This window comes from Streptococcus mitis, assembly GCF_013305725.1.
Lineage (GTDB): Bacteria > Bacillota > Bacilli > Lactobacillales > Streptococcaceae > Streptococcus > Streptococcus mitis_BO.
This window is the reverse complement of record NZ_CP047883.1, coordinates 26,855-52,837: the sequence shown is the minus strand read 5'-3', so window position 1 is coordinate 52,837 and position 25,983 is coordinate 26,855. Positions and strand designations below refer to the sequence as shown.

General features: G+C 43.6%; 25 protein-coding genes. 1 reads left to right on the top strand and 24 read right to left on the bottom strand.

Translation table 11 applies throughout. From position 1 onward, the window contains the following. Nucleotides 1-2: 2 nt before the first annotated feature. The 22 genes from M594_RS00255 to M594_RS00160 all read right to left on the bottom strand — a co-directional run bounded on the left by M594_RS00255 (nt 3) and on the right by M594_RS00160 (nt 23,130). Nucleotides 3-950: a ketopantoate reductase family protein gene (locus M594_RS00255; RefSeq protein WP_173875653.1), complete on the bottom strand. Its 948-nt coding sequence runs from the start codon at nt 948-950 to the stop codon at nt 3-5. Next, on the bottom strand, nt 951-2,042 hold the full coding sequence (gene purK / locus M594_RS00250) for a 5-(carboxyamino)imidazole ribonucleotide synthase (RefSeq protein ID WP_173875652.1): 1,092 nt from the start codon (nt 2,040-2,042) through the stop codon (nt 951-953). It abuts the gene before it with no gap. Beyond that, a complete protein-coding gene (gene purE / locus M594_RS00245; RefSeq protein ID WP_173875651.1) occupies nt 2,029-2,517 on the bottom strand; it encodes a 5-(carboxyamino)imidazole ribonucleotide mutase in 489 nt (162 codons plus the stop codon). The genes purK and purE overlap by 14 nt, the downstream gene beginning before the upstream one ends. Before the next feature lie 29 nt (nt 2,518-2,546). Next, nucleotides 2,547-2,675, bottom strand: coding sequence for a phosphoribosylaminoimidazole carboxylase (locus M594_RS10060; RefSeq protein ID WP_140834259.1), 129 nt, complete (start codon nt 2,673-2,675; stop codon nt 2,547-2,549). Nucleotides 2,676-2,917: 242 nt separating this feature from the next. After that, nucleotides 2,918-4,180 (bottom strand): phosphoribosylamine--glycine ligase, encoded by a 1,263-nt coding sequence (gene purD, locus M594_RS00240; RefSeq protein ID WP_173875650.1) that lies wholly within the window; start codon nt 4,178-4,180, stop codon nt 2,918-2,920. 121 nt (nt 4,181-4,301) lie between these two features. Then, the gene (purH, locus tag M594_RS00235; protein ID WP_173875649.1) at nt 4,302-5,849 is read right to left on the bottom strand and encodes a bifunctional phosphoribosylaminoimidazolecarboxamide formyltransferase/IMP cyclohydrolase; all 1,548 of its coding nucleotides are present in this window, start codon (nt 5,847-5,849) and stop codon (nt 4,302-4,304) included. A 1-nt stretch (nt 5,850) separates the two neighbouring features. Next, nucleotides 5,851-6,315, bottom strand: a complete 465-nt coding sequence (locus tag M594_RS00230; protein WP_173875648.1) for a GNAT family N-acetyltransferase — start codon at nt 6,313-6,315, stop codon at nt 5,851-5,853. A 44-nt stretch (nt 6,316-6,359) separates the two neighbouring features. Then, on the bottom strand, nt 6,360-6,911 hold the full coding sequence (purN, locus tag M594_RS00225) for a phosphoribosylglycinamide formyltransferase (RefSeq protein WP_173875647.1): 552 nt from the start codon (nt 6,909-6,911) through the stop codon (nt 6,360-6,362). Beyond that, nucleotides 6,908-7,927 carry a phosphoribosylformylglycinamidine cyclo-ligase gene (gene purM / locus M594_RS00220; protein WP_173875646.1) on the bottom strand — a complete coding sequence of 340 codons (1,020 nt, stop codon included), beginning with the start codon at nt 7,925-7,927 and terminating at the stop codon, nt 6,908-6,910. Before purM ends, purN begins: the two co-directional genes overlap by 4 nt. Nucleotides 7,928-8,139: 212 nt before the next feature. Further along, entirely contained in the window at nt 8,140-9,582 is a 1,443-nt protein-coding gene (gene purF / locus M594_RS00215) for an amidophosphoribosyltransferase (RefSeq protein WP_173875645.1), read from the bottom strand. Between the two features lie 93 nt (nt 9,583-9,675). After that, a complete protein-coding gene (locus M594_RS00210) occupies nt 9,676-13,401 on the bottom strand; it encodes a phosphoribosylformylglycinamidine synthase (protein WP_173875644.1) in 3,726 nt (1,241 codons plus the stop codon). A 66-nt stretch (nt 13,402-13,467) separates the two neighbouring features. Continuing rightward, nucleotides 13,468-14,175, bottom strand: a complete 708-nt coding sequence (gene purC, locus M594_RS00205; protein ID WP_173875643.1) for a phosphoribosylaminoimidazolesuccinocarboxamide synthase — start codon at nt 14,173-14,175, stop codon at nt 13,468-13,470. A gap of 169 nt (nt 14,176-14,344) precedes the next feature. Next, nucleotides 14,345-15,694, bottom strand: a complete 1,350-nt coding sequence (comB, locus tag M594_RS00200; protein WP_173875642.1) for a competence pheromone export protein ComB — start codon at nt 15,692-15,694, stop codon at nt 14,345-14,347. A 12-nt stretch (nt 15,695-15,706) separates the two neighbouring features. Beyond that, entirely contained in the window at nt 15,707-17,815 is a 2,109-nt protein-coding gene (gene comA / locus M594_RS00195) for a peptide cleavage/export ABC transporter ComA (protein ID WP_173875641.1), read from the bottom strand. A gap of 309 nt (nt 17,816-18,124) precedes the next feature. Next, nucleotides 18,125-18,313: a hypothetical protein gene (locus tag M594_RS10055; RefSeq protein ID WP_254597155.1), complete on the bottom strand. Its 189-nt coding sequence runs from the start codon at nt 18,311-18,313 to the stop codon at nt 18,125-18,127. Nucleotides 18,314-18,720: 407 nt separating this feature from the next. Then, nucleotides 18,721-18,900, bottom strand: coding sequence for a hypothetical protein (locus M594_RS00190; RefSeq protein WP_000846988.1), 180 nt, complete (start codon nt 18,898-18,900; stop codon nt 18,721-18,723). 39 nt (nt 18,901-18,939) lie between these two features. Next, nucleotides 18,940-19,110, bottom strand: a complete 171-nt coding sequence (locus M594_RS00185) for a H354_08695 family bacteriocin-like peptide (protein WP_173875640.1) — start codon at nt 19,108-19,110, stop codon at nt 18,940-18,942. Nucleotides 19,111-19,341: 231 nt separating this feature from the next. Then, nucleotides 19,342-19,518, bottom strand: a complete 177-nt coding sequence (locus M594_RS00180; RefSeq protein ID WP_000180828.1) for a class IIb bacteriocin, lactobin A/cerein 7B family — start codon at nt 19,516-19,518, stop codon at nt 19,342-19,344. Between the two features lie 444 nt (nt 19,519-19,962). Further along, entirely contained in the window at nt 19,963-20,199 is a 237-nt protein-coding gene (locus M594_RS00175) for an acyl carrier protein (RefSeq protein WP_000136444.1), read from the bottom strand. A gap of 5 nt (nt 20,200-20,204) precedes the next feature. Then, a complete protein-coding gene (plsX, locus tag M594_RS00170; RefSeq protein ID WP_173875639.1) occupies nt 20,205-21,197 on the bottom strand; it encodes a phosphate acyltransferase PlsX in 993 nt (330 codons plus the stop codon). Then, on the bottom strand, nt 21,194-21,964 hold the full coding sequence (gene recO / locus M594_RS00165; RefSeq protein WP_173875638.1) for a DNA repair protein RecO: 771 nt from the start codon (nt 21,962-21,964) through the stop codon (nt 21,194-21,196). Before recO ends, plsX begins: the two co-directional genes overlap by 4 nt. Next, a complete protein-coding gene (locus tag M594_RS00160) occupies nt 21,961-23,130 on the bottom strand; it encodes a pyridoxal phosphate-dependent aminotransferase (RefSeq protein WP_173875637.1) in 1,170 nt (389 codons plus the stop codon). The genes recO and M594_RS00160 overlap by 4 nt, the downstream gene beginning before the upstream one ends. Before the next feature lie 148 nt (nt 23,131-23,278). On the opposite strand from M594_RS00160, the gene M594_RS00155 reads away from it, so the two are divergent. Further along, complete coding sequence (locus M594_RS00155) at nt 23,279-24,289, top strand: YeiH family protein (RefSeq protein ID WP_173875636.1); 1,011 nt, start codon at nt 23,279-23,281, stop codon at nt 24,287-24,289. Nucleotides 24,290-24,320: 31 nt separating this feature from the next. Here M594_RS00155 and M594_RS00150 read toward each other — a convergent pair whose 3' ends face one another. Then, a complete protein-coding gene (locus M594_RS00150; RefSeq protein WP_173875635.1) occupies nt 24,321-24,758 on the bottom strand; it encodes a CoA-binding protein in 438 nt (145 codons plus the stop codon). Between the two features lie 117 nt (nt 24,759-24,875). After that, complete coding sequence (locus M594_RS00145; protein WP_000010168.1) at nt 24,876-25,844, bottom strand: ribose-phosphate diphosphokinase; 969 nt, start codon at nt 25,842-25,844, stop codon at nt 24,876-24,878. Nucleotides 25,845-25,983 lie beyond the last annotated feature (139 nt).

Genomic DNA, 25,983 nt, shown 5'->3' with positions numbered 1-25,983 from the left:
TCCTAAATCGAAATTCCCTTCATATTTGCTTTCAGAATGGGCATCTCAACACCTAACTCCTGACCGGTCTTATAAACACTTTGACAACAGTAGAAGATGTCCTGTTTATCATTGTGTAGGGTCATAATTTTTCGGGTCAGCTCATTTTTCGCAAACATAACTTTCATAGCTTTTCCTGCTATCCAAGTGGGAATTTTGTAAGGCAAGAGTTCTGCATTGTAAAGCTTTAAATTCACGCCACGCGCTTCTACAACTTTCAAAGCTTCTCGAATGGCCTTGATAGCCAATGATAATTCTGAAGAACTATTCATTAAGTTCAAAGCTAGTTCTTCTGGGTTTTCCAGATTTCCTGAACGTGCAGCTGACGAAGTGACACCTGCGTTAATCGCCATATGAATCCAAATCCACTCAACCATATCATGGGGAACTTCCCACTTCAAATCTGCAGAAGCTAGTAAAGCTGCCAGATCAACATAGTTCGAAATCTGTGCTTTTTGCTCACCTTCTAGCATTAAATGGTAAAACAAGACACCATCCAAATGATTATCTTGCATATGACCACCCGCTGTCGGAAAGGCTAGAATATAATCGTAGTCCCCTGCCCACTCTTGGACCTCTTTTCTATCCCAGAAATTACAGAAGAAAGCGAGGGTGCCTTTGACATTATTTTTTCGCAAGGTTTCCACAGCTTCTTTGATAAGCCCATGACGAACACTGAGAAAAATAAAATCATATTCTGAATTAACTTCTGCCACATGAACCTCATAGGTGTCGTGTTTGTTTTCGCCCTTGGAATGATAGCGACCATCGAGCAGATCAACCGCTAACTCCTTCGGAGCAGTGTTTTTCTTACTGTCTCTCAACACATGTTCTACTTGGTGGCCTGCCTGTTGAAAGGCATAGGCATAAGTAGTCCCAATGACACCAAGTCCTAGAATCACTATTTTCACCTAAAAATCTATCCCTTTCCCAAACTCTTCCACACCATCCGGCACATCGCTAAACAAAGTCACATGTCCCATCTTGCGGTTGTGCTTCGCTTCTATTTTACCATACATGTGGAGGTGGGCGCTTGGATTTTCTGTCACATATTTCTCAGCGACCTCGACATGCTGGCCGAGGACATTAAGCATAACAGCTGGGGCATGCAATTTGATAGCTGGCAATGGGGCTCCGAGAACGCCGAGAATATGAGTGTCAAATTGTGAAAAATCACAAGCTTCGATTGAGTAGTGCCCAGAGTTATGTGGACGTGGGGCGATTTCGTTGACAATGATATCATCAGCGGTCGCAAACATTTCCACGCAAAGTGTTCCAGACAAGTTCAGCTGTTCAGCAATTCGTACTGCCATGGCTTTAGCTTTTTCAGCTAAACTTTCTGAAATACGGGCTGGCACAATGGTTTTTGAAAGAATGTTGTTTCGGTGGATATTTTCCTGAACTGGGAAAACCGTCACATCCTTACCATTACCAGACACGATGACAGAAATTTCAAGGTCAAAATTAACAAATTCTTCCAAAACGCAGTTTGCAGAATCAGCCAGTGCATAGGCTTCTTCCAAGTCTGCTTCTGAGCGAATAACCTTTTGTCCATGCCCGTCATAGCCACCAGTAGCAGTCTTGAGGACATAGTTTTTTGACAAGTCAATATTTTCCAAGTCTTGGCTTGAAGTCACAACCTTGTAAGGTGCTACAGTGACTTGAGCCTTGTTTGAGAGGAAGTCCTTTTCAAAAATCCGATTTTGCGAAATGCGGAGGAGGTCTGTCCCTTGTGGAAGTTGCCCATCCTTGACAACCGCATCCAAACCGTCAGCATCGACATTCTCAAACTCATAAGTCAGGACATCGCATCGCTCAGCCAGCTGACGAAGAGCTTCCACATCGTTATAAGAAGCCACGATGATTTCCGCCACGCGAGAGGCTGGGCAATCCGCCGCAGGATCCAGCGCGATAACCTTGTGGCCCATGTAGATAGCAGAAATGGCCATCATCTGACCAAGTTGCCCACCACCGATGATTCCGATTGTTTTAGATGAGCTCATTTGTAGACTCCTCTGCGATTTTTCCTTGCTCCTCTGCGAAATCAGCCAAAGCTGTCGCGATAGCCTGATCCTCTACTGAGAGGAGACGGAGGGCAAAGAGGGCCGCATTTGTAGCACCTGCTTCACCGATAGCCATTGTCGCAACAGGCACACCTCCCGGCATCTGTACGATAGAGTAGAGCGAGTCCACGCCACTAAGCGCACGAGATTTGACGGGCACACCAATGACTGGAAGGGTTGTTTTAGCAGCGACCATACCTGGCAAGTGAGCAGCGCCTCCAGCACCTGCGATGATAACCTTGATACCGTGGCTACGAGCCTCTTCGGCATGTCTGAACATAAGGTCTGGTGTGCGGTGGGCAGAAACAACTTTCTTTTCGTAGGCTACACCGAAGCGGTCTAAGACTTCGGCGGTTTTTTGCATGGTTGCCCAGTCGGATTTTGAGCCCATGATAATGGAAATTACGGGTTTCATTTCTTCTCCTTTTTCCTCTTTTTCAACAATCACCTTAGGTTGTGAGGGACGGCAGCAGCCACCAAAGGGGTCTCATGCCTAAATCGGAAGCCCAAGGTCTTCCAATTTCCCTGAACGATTGGATTATCATCCAATCGTTCTTTGACAACGGCGGTGATTGTTCTATATTAGCTCGCTAACGCTCGCAAACCATACGACCATTATCGTATTTTGTGAATTTTTATTTTTCTTTTTGATAATGGTCTTAGATGGTGGGGACGGAATCAAACCTTCGGTTTCATTCCTAAAATTTGAGCCTAAGTCTCAAATCTCCCCCCGACCAGAACAGTAACAGTTCTGGTCTTTTCACCACAGCGACCATTATCGTATTTGGCGACTTCGTCGCGTGATTTTTATACTTTTATTTTATAGCCTTGCTTCCGATATCTGTTCTGTAGAAGAGGCCTTCTGTGTTTTGTTTGTCGAGTTCTTGGTAGATGGTGTCTTGGGCTTCTTTGACGGTGGCTGCTGTGGTAACCAGCATATAGACACGTCCACCGTTTGATAGCAGCGCTCTGCTATTTTCCGCAAACTTAGCCCCTGCATAGTAGGTGATGATATCGCCTTCTGTCTTGGCTGGCAACTTGACACCTTTTTCATAGTCTAACGGATAACCGTTGGATGCGACAACCACACCCAGAGTCACACCCTTGTCCGTCCACGTGATGTTTGACTCCTTGCCATCGAGGATATCCGTAATATTTTGTGCAAAGCCAGATGTTAAACGAGGCAAGATGATTTGCGTTTCAGGATCTCCAAAACGAGCGTTGAACTCGATAACCTTAGGACCGTCCGCTGTCAAGATAAGCCCCGCATAAAGAACACCCAGATAAGGGCGCCCTTCTTTAATCATCCCTTCTAGGACTGGCTTGACAATTGTATCAACCGCTGTATCAATTACACTCTGTGGCAAGTGTGGAACTGGCGCATAGGCACCCATACCACCCGTGTTAGGCCCTTTGTCGCCATCATAGGCACGTTTGTGGTCCTGAGCTGTTGGCATGATGTAGAACTTATCACCATTGACAAAGGCAAAGAGTGAAAATTCCTCTCCTTCAAGAAATTCCTCAATAACCACACGCGCACCTGAGTTACCAAATTTATTGTCCAATAGCATCTCGTGAGCTGCTTCGACTGCTTGCTCAACCGTCTCCGCAACGACGACACCCTTCCCAAGCGCCAAGCCATCCGCCTTGACTACGATAGGCGCACCCTGCTTTTCGATATAGGCCTTGGCTTCCTCGAAATCTGAGAATGTGCCATAGGCTGCTGTCGGAACGCCGTATTTGACCATGATTTCCTTGGCAAAGTCCTTGGACCACTCCAGCTCAGCTGCCAATCTTGTCGGACCAAAGGCTTTGAGACCAGCTGCATGGAAATCATCCACGATACCAGCTGCAAGGGCGTCATCTGGCCCTATAAAAGTCCAAGCAATATCGTTGGCTTTTGCAAAGTCAATTAACTTAGAATGTTCGGAAATAGAGATATTTACCAATTCCAAACCATCAAGAGTCATCCCATCATTCCCAGGAGCTACAAATACTTTTTCAACGTCTTTTGATTCAAGTAACTTCTTAGCAATCGCATGTTCACGACCACCCGAACCGACAACTAACAGCTTCATCTTACAACCTCTTTTGCGAATTATTTACTAACATTATAACACAAACGTTCGTTTTAATCTTGTTTCACTCCACGTTTTTACGCAAAAAAAGGAAAGAAACTGTTTTCTTCCCTTTACCCTCTTAATGTCTAAAATGTCTCACGCCTGTAAAGACCATGGTCAAGCCATATTTATCCGCCGCTTCGATGGATTCCTGGTCACGGATAGAGCCACCAGGCTGGATGATAGCCTTGATACCTGCTTTAGCAATTTCTTCCACGTTATCCGCAAATGGGAAGAAGGCATCCGAAGCAAGAACAGCGCCGTCAAGGCGGTCTTTAGCTTGGTCAATGGCAATACGAACAGAAGCCACACGGTTGGTTTGACCAGGGCCCACACCAAGTGTCATGTGGTCGTTGGTCACGATGATACCGTTGGATTTGACATACTTGATGGCTTTCCAAGCAAACTCAAGTGCTATCGCTTCTGTCTCTGTTGGTTGGCGTTTGGTCACCACTTGCCAGTCAGCTGAACTTTCTTTCACCACGTCTTGGTTTTGCACCAGAAGTCCACCAACTACACCTGTGTATTCTGCTTCCACTTCACTGGCCTCTTGAGCATCAAATGGCAAGGCAAGGATACGCAAGTTTTTCTTTTTATTGGTCAAAATAGCTAGCGCCTCATCCGTATAGCTTGGTGCGATGATGATTTCAAGGAAGACACCATGCATCTTCTCAGCTGTCGCAGCATCTACCTCACGGTTGAGAACGACGATACCGCCAAAGATAGACACTGGGTCAGACTCATAAGCGTAGTCCCAAGCTGTTTCGATGTCATCAGCTTGACCGATACCGCACGGGTTCATGTGTTTGAGAGCCACAACGGTTGGACGGTCTTTGAAGTCACGGATAATACGAATGGCAGCATCCGCATCACGGATATTGTTGAAGGACAATTCCTTACCGTTAAGCTGTTTCGCTGAAGCAATGGAGTAGTCTGTCGGCAAGGCTTTTTGGTAGAAGTCCGCATCCTGTTGAGGATTTTCTCCGTAACGCATGGCTTGTTTGAGGTCATAAGTCAAAGTGAGTTTTTCAGGTTTGCTTTCGCCGACCTGAGCTGTGAAATACTCTGCAATCAAGGCATCATAAGCCGCTGTGTGACGGAAAACCTTGGCCGCTAAACGTTGGCGAGTTTCATAAGTTGTTTCACCTGTGGCTGCCAATTCGTCAAGAACTACAGCGTAATCCGCTGGGTCTACCACAACTGTTACGCTAGCATGGTTCTTCGCTGCTGAACGAAGCATAGACGGACCACCGATATCGATGTTTTCAACTGCATCAGCGTAAGTCACGTCTGGTTTAAGAATAGTCTCCTTGAATGGGTAAAGATTGACCACAACAAGGTCGATAAGCTCAATCTGATTATCCTTAGCCGCTTCCAAGTGGCTATCCAAGTCGCGACGAGCGAGGAGTCCACCGTGAATATTTGGATGAAGGGTCTTGACACGACCGTCCATCATCTCTGGAAAACCAGTCACATCGTCAATAGCAATCGTGTCCACCCCAGCATTATCAAGGGTAACCTTAGTTCCACCTGTCGAGATAATCTCCCAACCAAGTTTTTTAAGTTCTTGGGCAAATTCAACAATACCCGCTTTATCTGAGACGCTGATTAAGGCTTTTTTCGTCATTCTATTCCTCTTTCTTTAGGTCTAAGCGCATAGCGACTTCGTTATTTTCTTCTATAAATCCTGTTTCCTGAAACCCCAGACTAGTCAGCAGGTGCTTCATTTTTTCATTTCCAACCACATAATCTGCAACAATATGACTGCAAGCTCTATCCATCTGAGCCTCTTTGATTAGAACTCCCAAGGCTTTTCGACCATAACCTCTTCCTTGGTACTGCTGACCAATCATTATCCGCCAGATAAAGTATTCCGCTTCATCCACGTCTATTTCCAGCAGGAGAAAGCCAACCACTTGCTTATCCCAATAGATTGCCCTCGGAAACACATCTTCATTTTCCCGATAGAGCCATGCGTCAGCTAAAGAGCGTACATTTGGAGCTACGAAACGTGCTCGTTCATCAGCTTCAGATATTTTCAAATCCAACACTGCCTGAAAACTGCTCTCATCTACTAATTTCATCTCAATCATTTTTTCTCCTAGCAATATTGCACAATCAAAACTTGATTTACTTCTTACCTTCTCCCTACTCCCAAACTATCCAGCACCTCCGGATACAACTTGTACTCTGCCTCATGAATGCGAGCTTCAAAACTGTCAATCGTATCATCAGCTAACCTTGGCACACGGACTTGTTTGATGATCTTTCCTGTATCCACACCTGAGTCCACCCAGTGAATGGTCACACCACTTTCAGAGACACCAGCATTCCAAGCATCTTCAATCCCATGAGCTCCTGGAAATTCTGGCAAGTAGGCTGGATGAATGTTGATGATTCGGCCTTCATAGGCTGCCAATAAGGTTGGGCCGACGATTTTCATATAACCCGCCAAACAAACCAAGTCAATCTGATGTTCTTCCAAGAGCTCAACAAGGGCTTCTTCGTAGTCTGCCTTGCTCTCAAACTCCTTGAGTTCAAAAGCATAGGACAGAACGCCAAGCTTGTCTGACCGCTCGAGCACATAGGCGTCACGATGGTCTGAAAAGACAAACTCTACTGGAAATTGTTCCGCAATCACCTGAAAATTTGAGCCATTACCAGAGGCAAAAACCGCTATTTTTTTCATTTGATGATGACACTTTCATTTTCTTTCTTGACGATACGACCAATTTCATAGACTGGTTCATCCAACAATTCCTTGACACGACTTACATTTTCAGGGCTAACTGCAAACATAAGTCCCACACCCATATTGAAGATTTCAAACATTTCTTCATGTTTGATCTGACCGTATTTTTCAAGGGCTTTGAAAATTGGAAGCACTGGAACCTTGTCTTCTTCAATCTCAGCGGCCAAGTCAGCTGCAAACATACGAGGGACATTTTCGATAAAGCCACCACCAGTGATGTGGGCAATGCCGTTGACCAACTCTTCCTTGATGAGTGGCAAAACAGCCTTGACATAGATACGAGTTGGCTCTAGCAAAACTTCCTTGAGTTGCTTACCTTCCAATTCTGGCAAGATTTCCTCACCTGTGTAATCCGCAAAGACACGACGGACGAGAGAGTAACCATTGGAATGAATCCCACTTGAAGCAAGCCCAAGAAGAACATCTCCCTCTGCCACTTTTGAACCGTCAATGATTTGACATTTTTCAGCCACACCAACCGCAAAACCAGCCAAGTCATAGTCATCTTCGCCGTACATGCCCGGCATTTCAGCCGTTTCCCCACCGATTAGGGCAGCACCAGCCTGCACACAGCCTTCTGCAACACCAGCGACTACTTGTTCTAGTTTAGCTGGTTCATTCTTCCCTGTCGCCACATAGTCGAGGAAATAGAGGGGCTCCGCACCTGCAGCGATGATATCATTGACACACATGGCCACACAGTCCTGACCGATAGTATCGTGCTTGTCGTACTTGATAGCCAGCATGAGCTTGGTTCCGACACCATCAGTTCCTGAAATCAAGACAGGTTCTTTAACCCCAGTCTTTGAAAGGTCAAACATACCACCAAAGCCACCCAGAGCTCCCATGACACCTGCACGCTCCGTACGAGCCACGTGCTTTTTGATTCGTTCAACAACTTCATAACCCGCTTCAACATCTACACCCGACTGGGCATAAGCATTTTTTGTCATTTATTTATTCCTTTTCTTTGAGAAGATTGCGACGTATTTTTAGATAAAATAATTGTTTATCTAAAAATACTAGTCAGGGCTCTAGCTTTGATCCTATAGGACAAAGCGTCTACTGACAAATGCTTTAGCTTTTAGTCAGTAGTGAGACGTGAAGCATAAGCATTTTTATTTGCCATTTTATTTTTCCTTTTCTTTAATGGAGGATCTATTATCTATTTGTAAAAACTGGTCTTTTCTTCCAAACTTCTACGATAGTCTTCTTCATAGTCGTAGAGAGGCGTTGGGTAATCACCATCAAAATAAGCGACACAGAGACCACCATTTGGTGCATCTGTTTCAATCCCAATCGACTCAATCAAACCATCAATTGAAAGATAGGTCAGACTGTCCGCACCAATGATTTGGCGAGTTTCTTCAACAGTATGATTGGCCGCAATTAGCTCCTGACGGGTCTGGATATCAATTCCATAGAAGCATGGATAAGCTAGCGCTGGACTGCCAATAGCAACGTGAACCTCAGTTGCACCCGCTTCTTTCAAGAGTTGAACGATCCGACGAGAGGTTGTTCCACGTACAATAGAGTCATCAATCATAACCACACGCTTGCCTTTTACAACACCAGAAACAGCAGATAGTTTCATCCGCACCCCTTGCTCCCGCAATTCTTGAGTCGGTTGGATAAAGGTACGTTGGGTGTATTGGTTCTTGATGAGGCCCATTTCATTTGGTAGCCCGGATTCTTCCGCAAATCCCATAGCCGCGCTGAGGGAGGAATTTGGCACACCGACCACAATATCTGCCTCATGCTTGAACTCACGGGCTAGTTGGGCACCCATACGTTTACGTGCTGTATGGACATTGACCCCATGGATGTTAGAGTCAGGGCGGGCAAAATAGATATACTCCATAGAACAAATCGCGAGCTGAGTATCATCTGTATAGCTATCATACTGGATGCCCTTGTCATCAATGATCACAATCTCACCGGGCTTCAAATCACGAATCCATTCAGCACCAATAACCTCAAAAGCACAGGTTTCAGAGGAAACCACCACCGCTCCATTGGTCATTTTCCCGATAGAAAGTGGACGGAAACCATTGGGGTCAAGAGCCGCAATCAACTTGTCCTCAAACAGCAAGATATAGGCAAAACCACCTTTGACAAGGCTGAGCGCTTCCTTGATTTTGCCCATCAGGCTAGGATTATGACTGCGACGAATGAGGTGGGCCAAGATTTCTGAGTCCGAAGTCGCACTGAAAATCGCTCCTCTTTGTTCCAGTTCTTTCTTGAGAGAGGCAGCATTGGTCAGATTCCCATTATGAGCCAAGCCAAACTGCATATCGTGAAAACGGAAGAGGAAAGGCTGGATATTATCTACAGAAGCTTCGCCAGCAGTCGCGTAACGCACATGCCCAATCGCACCAGTTCCCGTCAATTTATCTAAGTTAGCAGGATTTCTGAAGACTTCTGATAGAAGACCCATATCGCGATGCCGCTTTAGTTTCCCTTGGTCATTGGAGAGGATTCCTGCCCCCTCCTGACCACGGTGCTGAAGACTATGGAGACCAAAATAGGTCAATTTAGCAGCATCTGGATGTCCCCAGATACCGAAAACACCACATTCTTCATTAAGAGATTTTACTTCGTATGTCATTTTATATACCTAATTTTTATTTGTGTAGCACCAAGAGCTAAATCTACATGACTTTTACATTACTGATACTATCTATTAGAAAATCTACAAGTCTTATTTTCCAGTAAAGTATTTAACCGCCGACGCGAACAGGTGCTGGTCTTTATTTCCTGGGATGTTTTGGAAAAGATCGTCTTCATAACGTTCTGAGTGTCCCATCTTACCGATGATTTGGCCGTTCTTGCTGGTAATTCCTTCGATGGCATGGATAGAACCATTCGGATTGTACTTAGAATCCATACTTGGTTTTCCATCAAAGTTAACATATTGGCTGAAAATTTGTCCATTATCACGGAGTTCAGCAAATTCCTCAGCCGTCACAACAAATTTCCCTTCACCGTGCGAAACAGGAATGGCGTGGATATCACCCACTTGCACACCAGTCAACCATGGTGAGTTGGTATTGGCAATGCGAGTTTCTACCATCTTGGCCACGTGTTGGTTGGCGTCATTGTAGAAGAGGGTTGGGCTAGTACTAGTGGCATCTTCAAAGTTCCCGTATGGAAGAAGACCTGATTTGACCAAGGCCTGGAATCCATTACAGATACCGATAATCAAACCACCACGAGCGATAAAGCTATCAATAGCCGCACGCACTTTTTCATTGAGCAGGATATTGACAATAAATTTAGCCGATCCATCTGGCTCATCTGCAGCTGAGAATCCACCTGCAAAGAAGAGGATGTTAGACTTGCCGATGTTGTCAACCATGGTTTCAACTGACTTGACAATGGCTTCTTCATTCAAGGTCACAAATGGTACCAAGTTGACCTCTGCACCTTCTTTCTCGAAGGCCTTGGCTGAGTCATATTCCGAGTTGGTTCCTGGGAAGACTGGGATATAAACTACCGGTTTTTCAACCTTTTCTTTGGCTTTAATCACAACATCTGATGCCACAGCTGGTACTTCAGCCAGTTCTTTGGCTTGGGCAAACTCTGTTGGGTAAACTTCTTCCAGTTTTCCTTGGAAGGCACTGTCAAGTTTCTGTCCATCTAGCTTCACACCGTTTACAGTCAGTGTAAAGTCTGCACTTGTTTGACCGATTTTCTCTACTCCAGCAATTTCTTCAGGAGATGTGAAGATAAATCCGCCTAATTGAGCTGTCAAAGCCGTTTCAAGTTCAGGCAAGGTTACTTCTGCACCGATATGATTTCCAAAGGTAGCAAGGGCCAAACTTTCAACAACACCACCATATTTGACAGCTGATGCAGATGTCACTTTGTGAGCCTTTTGAAGGGCTTCAAACTGAGCAAAGTTAGACTTAATCAAGTCAAAATCAATTTCTGCAGAGAGGGCTTGACCTGGGATGTAGTAGATATTTTCACCAGCAACCTTGAACTCAGGAGAAAGCACCTTCCGGCTATCTGCTGTTGTTACCCCAAAGGCGACCAAGGTTGGTGGCACTGTCAATTCTTCAAAAGTACCAGACATAGAGTCCTTACCACCGATAGATGGCAAACCAAGCTGAATTTGTGCCTCGATAGAGCCTAGGAGAGCTGCCACTGGCTGACCAAAACGCTCAGCTTGTTTGTCCATGCGCTCGAAGTACTCTTGATAAGAGAAGCGAGCCTTAGACCAGTTGGCACCCGTAGCAACCAATCGAGCAGTTGCTTCGATCACCGCATAGGCAGCACCGTGGTATGGAGACCATTCAGCTACATATGGGTTGAATCCTTGAGCCATGACTGACGCAGTATGAGTCACACCGTGTTGAACTGGTAATTTCTGCACAGATGCCTCAGTTGGTGTGAGTTGGTAACGACCACCAAGTGGGTGATTAACCGTTGAACGTCCAACAGAGCAGTCAAAGATAGTCTGTAATCCTTTTTGACTCGCATGATTCAAATCAGATAGAACCGCAAGGGTATCAACTTCAAGTGTGTTAGCAGATGTTTGACGTTCTTCTGGAAGATTGACATCCTTGTCCACAACCTTAGCATCGACGACCACACGCACACCATTGGTGTCAAGGAAACGACGTCCCAAGTCGACAATGGTTTCACCATTCCAGTGCATGACTAGATTTGGTTTTTCAGTCACTGTCGCCACCACAACAGCGTCAATATTCTCTTTGTTACATTCTTCAACAAAGGCATCTACATCCTCAGGACGAACCACGACAGCCATCCGTTCTTGTGATTCAGAGATGGCAATTTCGGTACCATTCAAGCCTTGGTATTTAAGAGGAACCTTGTTGAGATCGATTTCAAGACCGTCTGCCAATTCACCAATGGCTACACAGACACCACCAGCACCAAAGTCGTTGGATTTCTTGATGAGACGAGTGACATCACCATTACGGAAGAGGCGCTGAATCTTACGTTCTTCTATGGCATTCCCCTTTTGAACCTCAGCTCCAGCAGTTTCCACAGACTCAACCGTTTGAACCTTAGAAGAGCCCGTCGCACCACCGACACCATCACGGCCAGTTTTACCACCGAGGAGGATAATGACATCTCCCGCTTCCGGTTTTTCACGGACAACATTGCCCTTTGGAGCTGCACCAACAACGGCACCCAACTCCATGCGTTTAGCTACAAAGCCTGGGTGGAAGTACTCACGAACATAGGTCGTCGCAAGCCCAATCTGATTCCCGTATGAAGAATAACCATGAGCTGCTGTTTTAGAAATGACTTGTTGTGGCAATTTCCCAGCGCGAGTTTCCGAAATCGGTGCTGTAATATCTCCAGCACCTGAGATACGCATAGCTTGGTAGACATAAGAACGACCTGACAATGGGTCACGAATAGCCCCACCGATACAAGTAGCCGCGCCACCAAATGGTTCAATTTCCGTTGGGTGGTTGTGGGTTTCGTTTTTGAACATAAGGAGCCATGGTTCCTTGACACCATCAACGTCCACTTCGATTTCAACCGAGCAGGCATTGATTTCGTCTGACACTTCCATGTCGTCCAAACGCCCATTAGCACGCTCATAACGACCGAAAATAGTCGCCATATCCATCAAGGTTTGTGGCTTTTCAGACCGACCTAGTTCCTCACGCATGGCAATATACTTGTCATAAGTCGCTTGCAATTGCTTTTGGAATTTAGAAGCTGAGAAATCAATCTGTTTCAACTCGGTCTCAAAAGTCGTGTGACGGCAGTGGTCAGACCAGTAAGTGTCCAAAACCTTGAGCTCCGTCTCAGTCGGCACGCGCCCGATTGACTTGAAGTAATCTTGGATAAAGAGCAAATCATCCACTTCCATTGCCATCCCTTGCTCGGCCTTGTAGCGGGCAAAGTCTTCTGCCGTATAGTTTTCAAAGAAAGTCAATTTTGGAATAGTCTTGTCTGACTCTGAAAATTCCTGCTTGGCAATCCCTGTCGTGATGTCCTTGAAACGAGAATCAACTGGGTTGAGCAAATAGTTCTTGACTGCTTCCAACTCAGTCGCATCAATATCTTTATTAACCAAGTACAATTGTGCTGTGTTGACCGTCACGTCACTCGAACTTCCCAGCAAAAGCAAGGCTTCCTGTGAAGAAGCTGCACGTTGGTCAAACTGTCCTGGCAAACTTTCAATGGCAAAGAAAGCATAGTTAGCAAGATCAGCCTGCACAGCCGATTCGTCAAATACATGGTCTGTCACCTGCTCAGAGAAGATATGTTTTTCTGCAGGCGCAAACAAGTTCTCTGCCAAATCAAAGACATCATAAACTTGCACGATGCGAATACTTTTCAAAGTTGATAGTCCCAAGTTATGCTGGAGTTCTCTCACCAAACTCTCTGACTTGACCTGAAAATCAGCCTTTTTCTCAACAAAAATACGTTTATCCATCAATTCTTATTCCTTTATTTCAGCTCTTGCAATGTTCCCAACGACCTTGAGAGTCTTGCAAACAGATTATTTCAAACCCTGCAATTTCTCCCAGACAATCTCGTAAACGTCTGTTAATTCTCCGAGACCTCTACGGAAAACATCCTTATCCATGTGGTTACCGTCAGCGTCCCAAAGTCGGCAGTTATCTGGTGAAAATTCGTCTGCCAAGATAATCTTGCCATCCTTGTCAAAACCAAACTCTAACTTAAAGTCAATCAATTTAAGACCAATCTCAGCAAACCAAGCTTTCAAGAGCTCATTGATACGACGCGTTTCTTCCTTCAAGTAAGCAATCTGCTGGTCATCCGCAATTTTAAGGAATTTCACATGCTCGTCATTGATAAAGGGATCATCCAAATCATCATTTTTATAGTAAAATTCTACAATTGGAGTCTCAAATGCGATTCCTTCGTCTACACCAAAACGTTTTGAAAAGGAGCCAGCAGTATAATTGCGAAGCACGACTTCCAAAGGAATGATTTCCACCTTTTTATTGAGTTGTTCCGTATCTGAAAGTTTCTCCACAAAGTGAGTCGCCACACCAGCCGCATTTAATTTCTCAAAAATAAAAGATGAAATCTGATTATTCAATACTCCCTTGCCTGCAATCTGCTCCTTCTTAACACCATTGAAAGCAGTCGCCTGGTCCTTGTAAGTTGAAATAATAAGATTTTCATCCTCAGTTGTATAGATATCTTTAGCTTTTCCCGAATAGATCAATTGTTTTGACATTTTAAAGTTCGCCTTTCGTATTACTTGAGCACATTCTACCATAAAAAACCTAAAATTACAAGAATTTAACCGAATAAATAATTTAGTAACTTCAAAAATCATAAAGAAAAAACTGCAAGAAAAATCTTTCTCACAGTTTTAAAATCATTTAACTCTAAAAATACGAACATTACTCTTTGTTCAAAAATTGATCTAAATAATAACGTAGGTAACTTTTCTTGCCCGTAATCATCTGCAGGCGACCTTCCACCCCGTACCGAAGTTTTTCAGCCTGCTCCGAAGTTAGATTAGTCTCCGCCTCGATTTTAAAGAAATTCCCTTTTTCAGTCTTAGTAGCTGTCGCATCAATACTTGTAATAGTAGAATCTAGGAAAAGTTGATTCTTGGCATCATGAGTCGTAGTATAACGAACAGAATCACCGACCTTGATCCTTGCTACATCCTTTGAACTAAGATAAGCTGTGAGTTTGGCTTTCCCTTCTTTTTCCAAGGACGGATAGAGTTGAGCTAATAAGGCACCTTCTGCTACCATAGTAGAATCACTAGTCTCAGGATTAAGGTGAAGCACCCCATCCTCACTCGCCGTAATTTTCCCCTTTTCTAAAAGATTTCCCTGAACCTTCTTACCCGATTCTGCCTCCAAAATTTTCTGGTCTAGAAGGGTCAATTCCTGACCAACCTTAGCCAAGTGTTGTGATTTAAGAGATTCCAATTGACTGCTTAAACCTGACGCATAGGCTTGCTGGGTACCTGAACCTGCATACTGGACACGGTAAGTAGCAAGACTAGATTCTAACTGAGAAAGCTGTGCTTCAACCTGCGCAACTGCTTGTGCCTTAGATTGCGGATTTTCCTCGCCCTGAGACTTGTAGGACTGGTAGAGAGAGTAGGCTAGATTCTCACTGGCCAAGGAAGCACCTGTTTCAATAGCTGACTTAGCTGTCTGGTAATCGCGAATTTTAGCCTCTGTTTGACTGATGAGGGTGCCGATTTCGGTTTGGGTTTGACTAGCTGCTGCATTCTGGGACGCGATGGTCTCATTTTGTTGCGATGTACTAGCCCTAAGACTACCTGCTTGGCTGATGTAGTCACGAAAGGTGGCTTGGTAGCCAAACTTATCCTCCTCTGGAAAGTGGTTCTCCCCTTCTTGTAGGCTCTTCTGCAAATACTCCAATTGCTTTTTTTGATCCTTGAGCATGTCCAACTGACTAGCATAGGCCTCCGCTTGGACACCCTCTGCCCCTTCTTGATATTGAACCAACAGTTCTCCCTTTTTAACCAGCTTATTTTCTTCCAAATGATTAACAAGAATGCGATTGTTGCTAGTTGACTGGATATTTGCCAGGATACGACTAGGCTCAACAGTCGCTCTGGTGGACAAACTCATCTCCTTCTCTGCAACAGTTGCAAAGCCAAGCAAAAACACGAGCAGAAGGGACATGGGTACAACCACCCGACTGGAAAAATTATGGTAACGTCGATTATAAAACTCCGCACTTTCTAAAAATTCTGGTTTCATCCTCTCCTCTTTCTAACTATTGACCAAATGGGCGTAAAAGCCACCCTGTGCAAGCAAATCAGCATGCTTTCCTTCTTCAACAATCTTGCCCTGATCCAAGACAACAACCTTCTCTGTCCGCTCAGCAATAGTCAAACGGTGGGCGATGAAAATCAAGGTCTTGTCTAAAGCCATGAGATTATCGACAATTCGCTTCTCTGTCAAAATATCCAAACTGCTGGTCGCCTCATCCAAAATCAAGACCGGTGCATCTGTCAAGAGAGCACGTGCCAAAGCAATTCGCTGCCGTTGCCCACCTGAAATTCCTGCTCCATCCGAAGTCAATTCTGTCTGGTAATTCAGTGGCATGCGCTCGATATCCTCCCGAATCTCTGCCAATTCGACTGCCCGTAAAATATCCTCCTGAGTCGTCCCCTCCTTGGCTCCCAAAAGTAGATTCTCCAAAATCGTTCCGTTAAAGACATAGGGCTGTTGAGGCAGATAGTTGATATACTGGCGCAGGGCTTTTTTATCAATCTGATTGAGATTGACACCACCCAGACTAATCTCTCCCTGACTTGGATCGTAAAAATTAACCATCATCTTGGCCAATGTCGTCTTACCTGACCCCGAAATCCCCACAAAAGCCACCTTAGAACCCTGCGGAATAGTCAAATTGATGTCCGACAAGACGTCTCGACCATAGCCATACTTGTAGGAAACCTGCTTAAAGTCCATATCTCCCTTCATCAAACTCAAATCCTCAACCGTTTTCTTCTCCTCAAACTCCGAAGCTACTAGATACACTTCATTTAAACGGTTATTGGCAACCTGCGCTGTCTGAAGCTTGGTTTGCAGATTGATGATATTTTCCAAAGGATTGGTAAAGTAAACAAGCAAGGTATTATAGGTAATCAACTGCCCCAAACTCATCTTGCCATCCATGACCAGAACAGCCCCCATCCAGAGAATGCCGACATTGAGCAAGAGATGGGCCACTTTTTTCAGAGCCTTTTGCTGACTCTCTGCCCGACTATAGGTAAAGGATTTCTTCAGATAATCCACAAATTCCTTGTCAATCTTTTGGTAACGCTGACTTTCACTGGTCAAAGACTTGATAGTCTCAATACCGTTGATGTCCTCAATGATAGAAGAAGACAGCACCGCATTGGCTTCCATGGTGTCCCGATTCATCTTTTCAAACGGCTTCATAAAAGCAAAGATAATCACTGTGTAGATAGGAAGTGCCAATAAGGTCATGAAAAAGAGATTGGTATTTTGTGAAAATAAAACAAGAGAAATAATGACAACCGTTGACACATCTAGGAAAATCGAAAGGATGGTCGAAGCTAGCGCATCGATGATACTATTAGCATCCGTGAAACCATCTGCCACGACAACATCCGCAACGCCATTCATCAAATCAATCGACAAGCGTTGCCCCAAAACAAGCAAGAGATACTCCTGAGCGTAAGACAAGATCTGCTGGAGGATATAGACGATGACCAGCCCAATAGAAATAATCCCCAGCGTCGAACGCATCTGATCTGGCACATAGGTATCAATGATAGACTGCAGATAATAAGAACCCACAATGTTAATCAAGGTTACCAAGAGTGTTGCCAAAACGATATTAGCAATCAAGCCACGCTGCTTCACTAATATAGGGATAAAAGAGAGAAGGCCATTTTTTTGATCCTTATGAGGCTTATAGTTTGGACTAGGTGCCATAAAAAGAGTCACTCCTGTCCATTCTTCCTCAAAACGCTCACGTGACAGTTTAGTCAACTTCACCCCGGGATCTGGATCGGCAATATGAATGCTATCCTTATCCTGCCCAGTCACCACATAGTAGTGGAGCAGTTTCCCTTCCTTAAGCACATGGGCAACAAAAGGAAAAGTCAAATCTGGCAAGTCAAAGAGCGTCATATCCGCCTTAATTGCTCGCGTCTCAAAACCAATTTCCTCTGCCACCTTGACCAAGCCCAAAGCCGTTGTCCCATCCATGGTTGTCTTGGCCAATTCTCGCAAGTGAGCCAAAGAATAATAGCTACCATAGTAGCCAAAAACCATGGCTAATGAAGCTACACCGCAGTCCATCTGATCCACCTGCGGACGATAGTGACGTTTCCCAAATTTCATATTCATCTCCTTTTCCTAATACTCAATGAAAATCAAAGAGCAAACTAGGAAACTAGCCACAGGCTGCTCAAAACACTGTTTTGAGGTTGTATATAAGACTGACGAAGTCAGTCACATATATACGGCAAGGCGACGTTGACGTGGTTTGAATTTGATTTTCGAAGAGTATAAACTCATCTGATAACAACTATCTTACCCCAATCACCAAACAAAAACTGGACTTCCTCCCCAAATGCGCCTATCTCCCTCCCAACTGCACTTTTGAGATAAAAAAATAGGCAGAACAAACGTCATGCCTAAAATATATATTTATTTCTTTTTCTTCCTAATTCTTTTGTCAATCATATATAAAACGATAAGCGAAAACAGCGGTGGTACAATATAACTCTTTTCACTCATTATCAACTGAAATCCCAGAGTTGCAAGTATCTTAAAGATGAAAATATTCATCAAAAATAGAAAAACAAATACTAAAAAATATTTTAAAACCGTCTTCATTTCTTTTCTTCAACTTTCCTAATTTCTATACCTATTTTATCAAAAATATATGTAAAACTCCAAATAAACACCTCAACTGCACTTTCTTGGCAAAAAAATAGGCAGAACAAGCGCCCTACCTACTAAAAATATGATATGAAAGGAAATTGATTTTTTACTGACACCCTAGGCAAGCTTGGAACAAATAAATCATTGATAGTAACATTTGTGACATCCTATTCATTACTTCAATTTCTAATGTCCCTGCTATTTCTGAGCCACCTCTGGTATGATCTGTTCATAGTCAGAATAGATAACACCGTTCTAAATTACGATTCATAGTTACTCATTTTAAACTCCACTGTGATGCATTCTTAGATTCTACCCTAACCATTTTCAGCGCAGACTAACAAGTCATTCTTAGCTGCTCACTCTACTTGCTTTTTATTGACCTTATATCCTAGATAAAAGAGCCCAAATAAAACAGGGTAAATTTCTGGATAAAATAGGGTATTAATCGGATTTTTCAAAATCAAATACGTTGCGATGTAGATTATGAGCGATACGATAAAATAACCCTCAGCAAAACCTAATAAAAACGTTTTCATGGCAGACTCCTATTTACTAAAAAACAATCTACCTTCTTTTTATCCACCTCGTGCTGCCGACTGATAACCATTATACGCACCCCAAGCTAACAGTCCGACAGCCAAAATACCACCACCAACCACAAGTAGTACTCCTCCACCATCAACTTCTTGCAATTCAATATCACTTAACGTAGTATAATTTTGTTCAATAGTTTGTAAATTTGACATATATATCCTCCATTTTAATTATAAAAATTAGTTTTCTTTTAATATACCGATAATAATCATCAATACACTCATAACAAATGCAGACAACAGGCCTTTAGTAGTACTGTTGAAAAAAGGTCTATCAAAAACGTAATAATTATATGCAGACAATCCTAAACCAATGCCAGTCACTACAATTGTAATAACGAGTAGTATAATCCAAAATGTTTTCTTGCTCATATTTATCAAAAACTATGGATGAGTAATATAGTAGAATGTTTTACCAGCAGCTTCACCAACTTGGTAAATTCCCCAGCCAATCGCAATACCCACGGAGACTACCTCCCAAGCAATTCCCCCATCTACATTCATCAACTCTTCTTCTGTAAGAGCTACAAAGTTCTGTTCCATTTTGTCAAAATTTGTCATCTTTTTTCTCCTTTATTTCTATTTTTTAGTTTACGATTTCTGGCTCTTAAACCATTTTAAAAACCAGAATAGATAAATTACTGAATTCCTTTTCCTTCCTTTTCGTCTCACTTATCTATTTGAGAAGTGATTTAAAATGAACAGGTAAATTTCATTTATTTTAAATACCATTTGATAAACCATGGCAATAAGATTGGTAAATACATCGCGTAATCTCCTTCCTTTTCTTCTCACTTATTTATTCGAAAAATAATTCGAAAATGTACAATTAATTAAATTTTATTTGAAAAATAGTTTAATGAACCACGGATAAAAACCAGTCACATACATAAACACTCCTCCTTTTTCTTCCTTATCTATCTATTCGTAATTCCCACTAAAAGTTCTAATTTTTTTATCTTTCCTGACAATAAAAAAGCAACACGACTTGCATGTTGCTTCTTACTATTCTTTACTTTTGACGACTTCTACCACATCTCCTACACTTTGCAGTTGGTCAATTTCCTCATCGCTGATTTCGATATTAAATTCATCTTCCAGTGTCAAGATAAACTCCATCAAGTCAACAGAGTCAGCATCCAAATCATCTTTCAGACTCAAGGATTCTGTCACGACAAAGTCCTCTCCCTGTCGCTCTTGGATAATGGTCACAATACGGTCAAAAATTTCTTTTTCTGTCATCTATTTTATTCTCCTGAAAATTCACGTGCAGTTTGGGCAACGACGTCTGTTTCTAGCATGGTACGAATCTGACGAATCGTACTATAAACAGCCTTGGCATCGCTTGAGCCATGAGTCTTGACAACCGGTGCCTTGACACCAAACAAGACTGCTCCACCAACATCTGAGTAGTTGAGCTGTTTTTTCAAACCTCTGAGGCTGTCCTTGAGAAGGAGGGCGCCTAGTTTCGCTCGAAGACCACCACCTGTAATAGTGGTCTTGAGCAAGCCCATGATTCCCATAGCTGTCCCTTCAATAGATTTGAGCACAGCGTTTCCCGTGAAACCATCTGCCACGACAACATCCGCAACGCCATTCATCAAATCACGCGCTTCCACATTTCCGATAAAGTTCAAACTTTCATCAGCCACTAATAATTCATAAGTTTCCTTACGAAGCGGGTCCCCCTTACTACTCTCTGTTCCGTTGTTGAGCAAACCAACACGTGGTTGCGCAATGCCACGAACATTCTTGGCATAGAAGGAACCTAGAACAGCATATTGATGGAGGTGCTGGGCTGTATTTTCTGCATTTGCACCGAGGTCTAGCATGTCAAAACCTTTTCCATCTACAGTTGGCAAGGTCGACATGAGCCCTGGTCGATCGATATTCTTGATACGACCCACGATGAAGAATCCAGCTGCTAACAAAGCACCTGTATTCCCAGCGGAGAGCACAGCGTCTGCTTCGCCTTCTTTGACAGCCTTGGCCGCCAATACCATACTGGCATTTTTCTTCTTCCGAATAGCTCTCGTAGGTTCATCGTCTGAATCAATCTTCTCATCTGTATGGATAATGTTGACGCGCTCTGTTGCTGTTAAATATTTCTTGATTTTATCTTCATCTCCGTAGAGTTGAACCTCGATATCTGAAAAGTCAGCTAGGGCTTGATTGACACCCTCAACGATGGCTTGAGGTGCGTAATCGCCCCCCATGGCATCTACTGCGATTTTTTTCATTTCTTTTCCTCTTTTAGTAATTGTCCCCAGTCTGCTAGGGAATCAATAAATTTCTTTGATTTTAGGTGAATCCCAACGTACTCTTCGTAGAGTTGATCCATAAATTGGCGTAACTCTTGCTTGATTTCAGGCTTGAGCGAAATGGTCTCCAAGGTCTCAAAATCAATAGCTTGAAATTGATTGAGCAGATAGGGGATATTGGGATTGAGATGGCAACGTCTCTCATCCTCATGATAATGATCTGGACAGAGGCAGGCTCCATATTTGAAAGAAAAGTCAAAAGCCTGACCAATCCGATGGCAAAAGACACACTCATTAAAATTGAGACTAATACCAAATCGGGTCAAGATTTGAATTTCAAAAATATTGGTCAAAACTTGATAATCTAAACCCTCTTCCATCAACTCTAGAGTCTTTCTCAAGAAGGCAAATAAGGGAGCATCCTGCTGATTATCCTGCAAACTAGCATCGGCCAGAGCCGCAACATAAGTCGCATAGGCCATGACAAAGAGATCACTATTAATCTTGGGAAAGGTCATCACCTCATGGTAGTCCTCGATGTAGCTAAGGCCGTCATCATTGATTCGTAAGAGAAACCGTGCCAACACCAAGGGCTGAATAACCGGAGCTAGTTTGGACTGGCCAGCGTGTTTGACGAAAAACATGCGCTTGCCCGCCTGCTCGGTAAAAATTTTGACCAGCTTGTCATCCTCACGAAAGTTACGATTGTAGAGCACCAAGCCTTGACTCGTGATAGACTGAATCATGCTTCTCTTATGTACTCCTCAAGTCGTTTCATGGCTTCTTTGATAGTCTCCATGCTAGCCGCATAAGACAGACGCACATAGCCTTCCCCGTAACGCCCAAAGGCAGCACCAGGGATAAAGGCAACAGCCTTCTTCTGAGCAAAATCCTTCAAAAAAGCAAAGGAGTCTTGATTGTAGCCCGCTGGAATCTTAGCAAAGATATAGAAGGCACCGTCTGGTTTGATAATCTCAAAACCAAGAGCTGTCATTTTCTCGATAATATAATCTCGACGCTGGATGTATTCCTTCTTCATAGGTTCCGCATCATTTTTACCAGCCGTCAAGGCTTCTACCGCAGCATGTTGAGCCATAGTATTTGCGGCAGTAACCAAGTACTGGTGACTCTTAATCAACTGAGCTGTAAAGGCTGCAGGAGCGAAAATCAGACCCAAACGCCAACCTGTCATGGCATGTGATTTAGATAGACCATTGATAATAATAGCCTGATCTCTCAACATAGTTCCCAGAGACACATGGGCTTCCCCTGTGTAGGTCAATTCTGAGTAAACCTCATCACAGACAACGAAAATTTCGTACTTGCGTAAAACAGCTGCCAAGGCTTCCAACTGCTCCCGACTATAGGTAATTCCTGACGGATTAGCTGGATAGTTGAGAATAACCGCCTTGAGATTATCACCTTGCTCCAAAATGGCCTTCTCCAACATCTCAGGAGTCAAGACAAAACCATTTTCAGTTGTGTCAATCTCGACAATCTCTGCCCCAACTAGATTGACAATCGGTTCATAACCCGGATAAGCAGGAGCTGGCAAGAGTACCTTGTCTCCCTCTTCCAAAATAGCTGTCAAAGTAGCAGATAAAGCCTCTGTCGCCCCAATTGTAACCAAGATTTCATTTTCAGGAGCATAGTCCAGTTGATACTTTTCCTTAACAAAGTCACTGGCTGCCTGACGTAGAGTCAGCAGACCACTCATCCCTGTATAGTAGGATTGGTTCTGATCAATCGCTCGCTTAGCCGCCTCCTTGACATGATCTGGCGTTGTAAAATCAGGTTCCCCCAAGGTCAATCGCAAGATCCCAGGAATCTCCGAAATAGCCTGGTCAAACTGACGAATCAACGAAACTTGAATCTTATCTAACTGTTTATTAAAGCGCTTAGTTAAGTCCATAGATACCTCCTACTTTCAAAACGTATCTCTATTATACTACAAAAGCCCCACGACCGCAAAAATACATGATAGAATAGCTTTCCACTTTCTATTTTACTTTTCCTGTTTACAGGTCTATAATGGTAAGAGATTTTATTTGGAGGTTTTTATGTCATTTCTATCAAAAAATGGAGCAGGTATCTTGGCCTGCCTTCTGATTTCAATCGTATCTTGGCATCTGGGCGGATTCTTCCCTGTGATTGGCGCGCCCGTTTTTGCGATTTTTATGGGCATGCTTCTCCATCCCTTTCTATCGTCATATAAACAACTGGATGCGGGATTGACCTTTAGTTCCAAGAAATTGCTCCAGTATGCCGTTATCTTGCTTGGTTTTGGTCTCAATATCTCGCAAGTCTTCGCAGTCGGACAATCTTCACTCCCTGTCATCCTGTCCACCATTTCAATAGCCTTGATTGTTGCCTACCTCTTCCAGCGCTTCTTTGCACTGGATACAAAACTGGCTACCTTGATTGGAGTAGGTTCTTCTATCTGTGGTGGTTCTGCTATTGCGGCGACAGCACCTGTTATTCACGCCAAGGAAAAGGATGTAGCCCAAGCCATCTCCGTTATCTTTTTCTTCAATGTCTTGGCTGCGCTCATCTTTCCAACGCTAGGTACCTGGCTTCATCTATCCAATGAAGGCTTCGCCCTCTTTTCAGGAACTGCAGTCAATGATACTTCCTCTGTAACCGCCACAGCTAGCGCTTGGGACAGTCTCTACCAGACCAATACCCTCGAATCCGCAACCATTGTCAAACTCACACGTACTCTGGCTATCATCCCCATCACCCTCTTTCTCTCCTACTGGCAAAGTCGCGAGCAAAAAAATAAGCAAGGCCTGCAACTGAAAAAAGTCTTCCCACTTTTTATCCTTTACTTTATCCTTGCGTCTCTCCTAACTACCCTCATGACCTCTCTTGGTGTGTCCAGTAGTTTCTTTGCCCCACTCAAACAACTCTCCAAATTCCTCATTATCATGGCCATGAGTGCTATCGGTCTCAAAACCAATCTGCTAGCTATGGTCAAATCCAGCGGAAAATCTATTATCCTCGGAGCCATCTGCTGGATTGCCATCATCCTCACTAGTCTTGGTATGCAGATCCTTATCGGCATTTTCTAACACAAAAGGTAGCCCTCCAGCTACCTTTTTCTTATGCTTCCTCAATCAAGCGTGTATGTTCTCTCTTGATGCAACGATTCATCACGATATCATCACATCCACCAGCACGCAAGATTTCTTCCGCTTCTAGACTTTCAAGTCCTAGCTGTGCCCAAAAAATCTTGGCATCAGCCTTTAGAAAATCACGCGCCACATCTGGCAGAAATTCACTGCGACGGTAAACATTGACAATATCTACAGGAAAAGGAATCTCAGCTAGGCTAGCATAAGCCTTTTCACCCAAGATTTCACCACCTGCCGCCTTGGGATTGACTGGGATAATTTTATAACCCCGATCCTGCATTTCCTTTGTCACTCGATTGCTAGTTGTTTCCTCACGGTCTGACAAGCCCACCACAGCAAGGGTTTTACTCGTTGCGAGATACTGACGAATCACGCCATCACTTGGATTGATAAATTCTTGACTCATAGAAATCCTCCTTTTTCATCAGTATAGCACAATTTGAAAAGGCTTGCAGATTTTGGCTACAAAAAAGCTCCTAGCAGTTCACTTCTGCTAGGAGTATGTTTTATTCTAAGCGAAAACTTAAATCTTTTTCTCAATACTGAAAAGTGGAGAAAGTGGGCGTTTTTCATGGATACGCACGATAGCATCCCCTAAGAGATGAGCGATTGAAATCTGCTCAATCTTATCAATTAAACGCTCTTCTGGCAGATAGATAGTATCCAAAACAACCAATTTCTTAATAGCTGAATTTTGGATATTGTCCATAGCAGGACCAGAAAGAACTGGGTGCGTACAGCTCGCATAGACTTCAACAGCACCAGCTTCTGCAAGGGCATCTGCCGCATGACAAATCGTACCAGCGGTATCAATCATATCATCAATCAAGATACAAGTCTTGCCTTCAACCTTACCGATAATGTTCATGACTTCACTAGTATTCATCTTATCAACGCTACGACGTTTATCAATAATAGCGATAGATGTCTTCAAAAATTCTGCCAACTTACGGGCACGAGTCACCCCTCCATGGTCTGGGCTGACAACCACATAGTCAGAACCAACCATGCCACGACGCTCAAAATAATCCGCAATCAGAGGAGCCCCCATCAAATGATCCACAGGAATATCAAAGAATCCTTGAATCTGCGCAGCATGCAAGTCGATGGTCAATAAACGATCCACTCCAGCTACTTCAAGCATATTTGCGACAAGTTTTGAAGTGATTGGCTCACGCGCTCTCGCCTTTCTATCCTGACGTGCATACCCATAGTAAGGCATGACAACATTGACAGATTCTGCACTCGCACGCTTCAAAGCATCTACCATAATCAAAATTTCAAGCAGATTGTCATTTACAGGCGAACTAGTTGATTGTAGGATAAAGACGTGTTTCCCACGGATTGATTCTTCAATGTTGACCTGAATCTCTCCATCTGAAAATTGGCGGACACTTGATTTCCCCAACTCTATCCCAATCTCCTGCGCCACACGTTTTGCCAATTCTTGATTAGAAGAAAGGGCAAACAGCTTTAAATCAGAAAAAGACATGATTTCCTCCGGTATATATGTATCGCTTGTGCTTTTCACAAGATTTTCCATTTACCATTGTAGCGCTTTTTGCACTATTTTTCAATCAAAAATAAAAGAAGGGCAGCATATTTGTGCCCCTGCATCATTCTTTTAAAAA

Excerpts from the sequence above, each read along its gene's own strand:
- M594_RS00185 (WP_173875640.1), bottom strand. The coding sequence starts at position 19,110 with ATGTCAAATTTACAAACTATTGAACAAAATTATACTACGTTAAGTGAT.
- purF (WP_173875645.1), bottom strand. The coding sequence starts at position 9,582 with ATGACATACGAAGTAAAATCTCTTAATGAAGAATGTGGTGTTTTCGGT.
- recO (WP_173875638.1), bottom strand. The coding sequence starts at position 21,964 with ATGATTCAGTCTATCACGAGTCAAGGCTTGGTGCTCTACAATCGTAAC.
- M594_RS00150 (WP_173875635.1), bottom strand. The coding sequence starts at position 24,758 with ATGAGTCAAGAATTTATCAATCCAAGTGATGGCGTGATTCGTCAGTAT.
- M594_RS10055 (WP_254597155.1), bottom strand. The coding sequence starts at position 18,313 with ATGAAGACGGTTTTAAAATATTTTTTAGTATTTGTTTTTCTATTTTTG.
- purC (WP_173875643.1), bottom strand. The coding sequence starts at position 14,175 with ATGTCAAAACAATTGATCTATTCGGGAAAAGCTAAAGATATCTATACA.
- M594_RS00180 (WP_000180828.1), bottom strand. The coding sequence starts at position 19,518 with ATGACAAATTTTGACAAAATGGAACAGAACTTTGTAGCTCTTACAGAA.
- M594_RS00230 (WP_173875648.1), bottom strand. The coding sequence starts at position 6,315 with ATGATTGAGATGAAATTAGTAGATGAGAGCAGTTTTCAGGCAGTGTTG.
- purK (WP_173875652.1), bottom strand. The coding sequence starts at position 2,042 with ATGAGCTCATCTAAAACAATCGGAATCATCGGTGGTGGGCAACTTGGT.
- M594_RS00145 (WP_000010168.1), bottom strand. The coding sequence starts at position 25,844 with ATGTCTTTTTCTGATTTAAAGCTGTTTGCCCTTTCTTCTAATCAAGAA.
- M594_RS00210 (WP_173875644.1), bottom strand. The coding sequence starts at position 13,401 with ATGGATAAACGTATTTTTGTTGAGAAAAAGGCTGATTTTCAGGTCAAG.
- M594_RS00190 (WP_000846988.1), bottom strand. The coding sequence starts at position 18,900 with ATGAAAACGTTTTTATTAGGTTTTGCTGAGGGTTATTTTATCGTATCG.
- M594_RS00155 (WP_173875636.1), top strand. The coding sequence starts at position 23,279 with ATGTCATTTCTATCAAAAAATGGAGCAGGTATCTTGGCCTGCCTTCTG.
- purH (WP_173875649.1), bottom strand. The coding sequence starts at position 5,849 with ATGACGAAAAAAGCCTTAATCAGCGTCTCAGATAAAGCGGGTATTGTT.
- comA (WP_173875641.1), bottom strand. The coding sequence starts at position 17,815 with ATGAAATTTGGGAAACGTCACTATCGTCCGCAGGTGGATCAGATGGAC.
- purD (WP_173875650.1), bottom strand. The coding sequence starts at position 4,180 with ATGAAGCTGTTAGTTGTCGGTTCGGGTGGTCGTGAACATGCGATTGCT.
- M594_RS00175 (WP_000136444.1), bottom strand. The coding sequence starts at position 20,199 with ATGACAGAAAAAGAAATTTTTGACCGTATTGTGACCATTATCCAAGAG.
- comB (WP_173875642.1), bottom strand. The coding sequence starts at position 15,694 with ATGAAACCAGAATTTTTAGAAAGTGCGGAGTTTTATAATCGACGTTAC.
- purN (WP_173875647.1), bottom strand. The coding sequence starts at position 6,911 with ATGAAAAAAATAGCGGTTTTTGCCTCTGGTAATGGCTCAAATTTTCAG.
- plsX (WP_173875639.1), bottom strand. The coding sequence starts at position 21,197 with ATGAAAAAAATCGCAGTAGATGCCATGGGGGGCGATTACGCACCTCAA.
- purM (WP_173875646.1), bottom strand. The coding sequence starts at position 7,927 with ATGACAAAAAATGCTTATGCCCAGTCGGGTGTAGATGTTGAAGCGGGT.
- purE (WP_173875651.1), bottom strand. The coding sequence starts at position 2,517 with ATGAAACCCGTAATTTCCATTATCATGGGCTCAAAATCCGACTGGGCA.
- M594_RS00160 (WP_173875637.1), bottom strand. The coding sequence starts at position 23,130 with ATGGACTTAACTAAGCGCTTTAATAAACAGTTAGATAAGATTCAAGTT.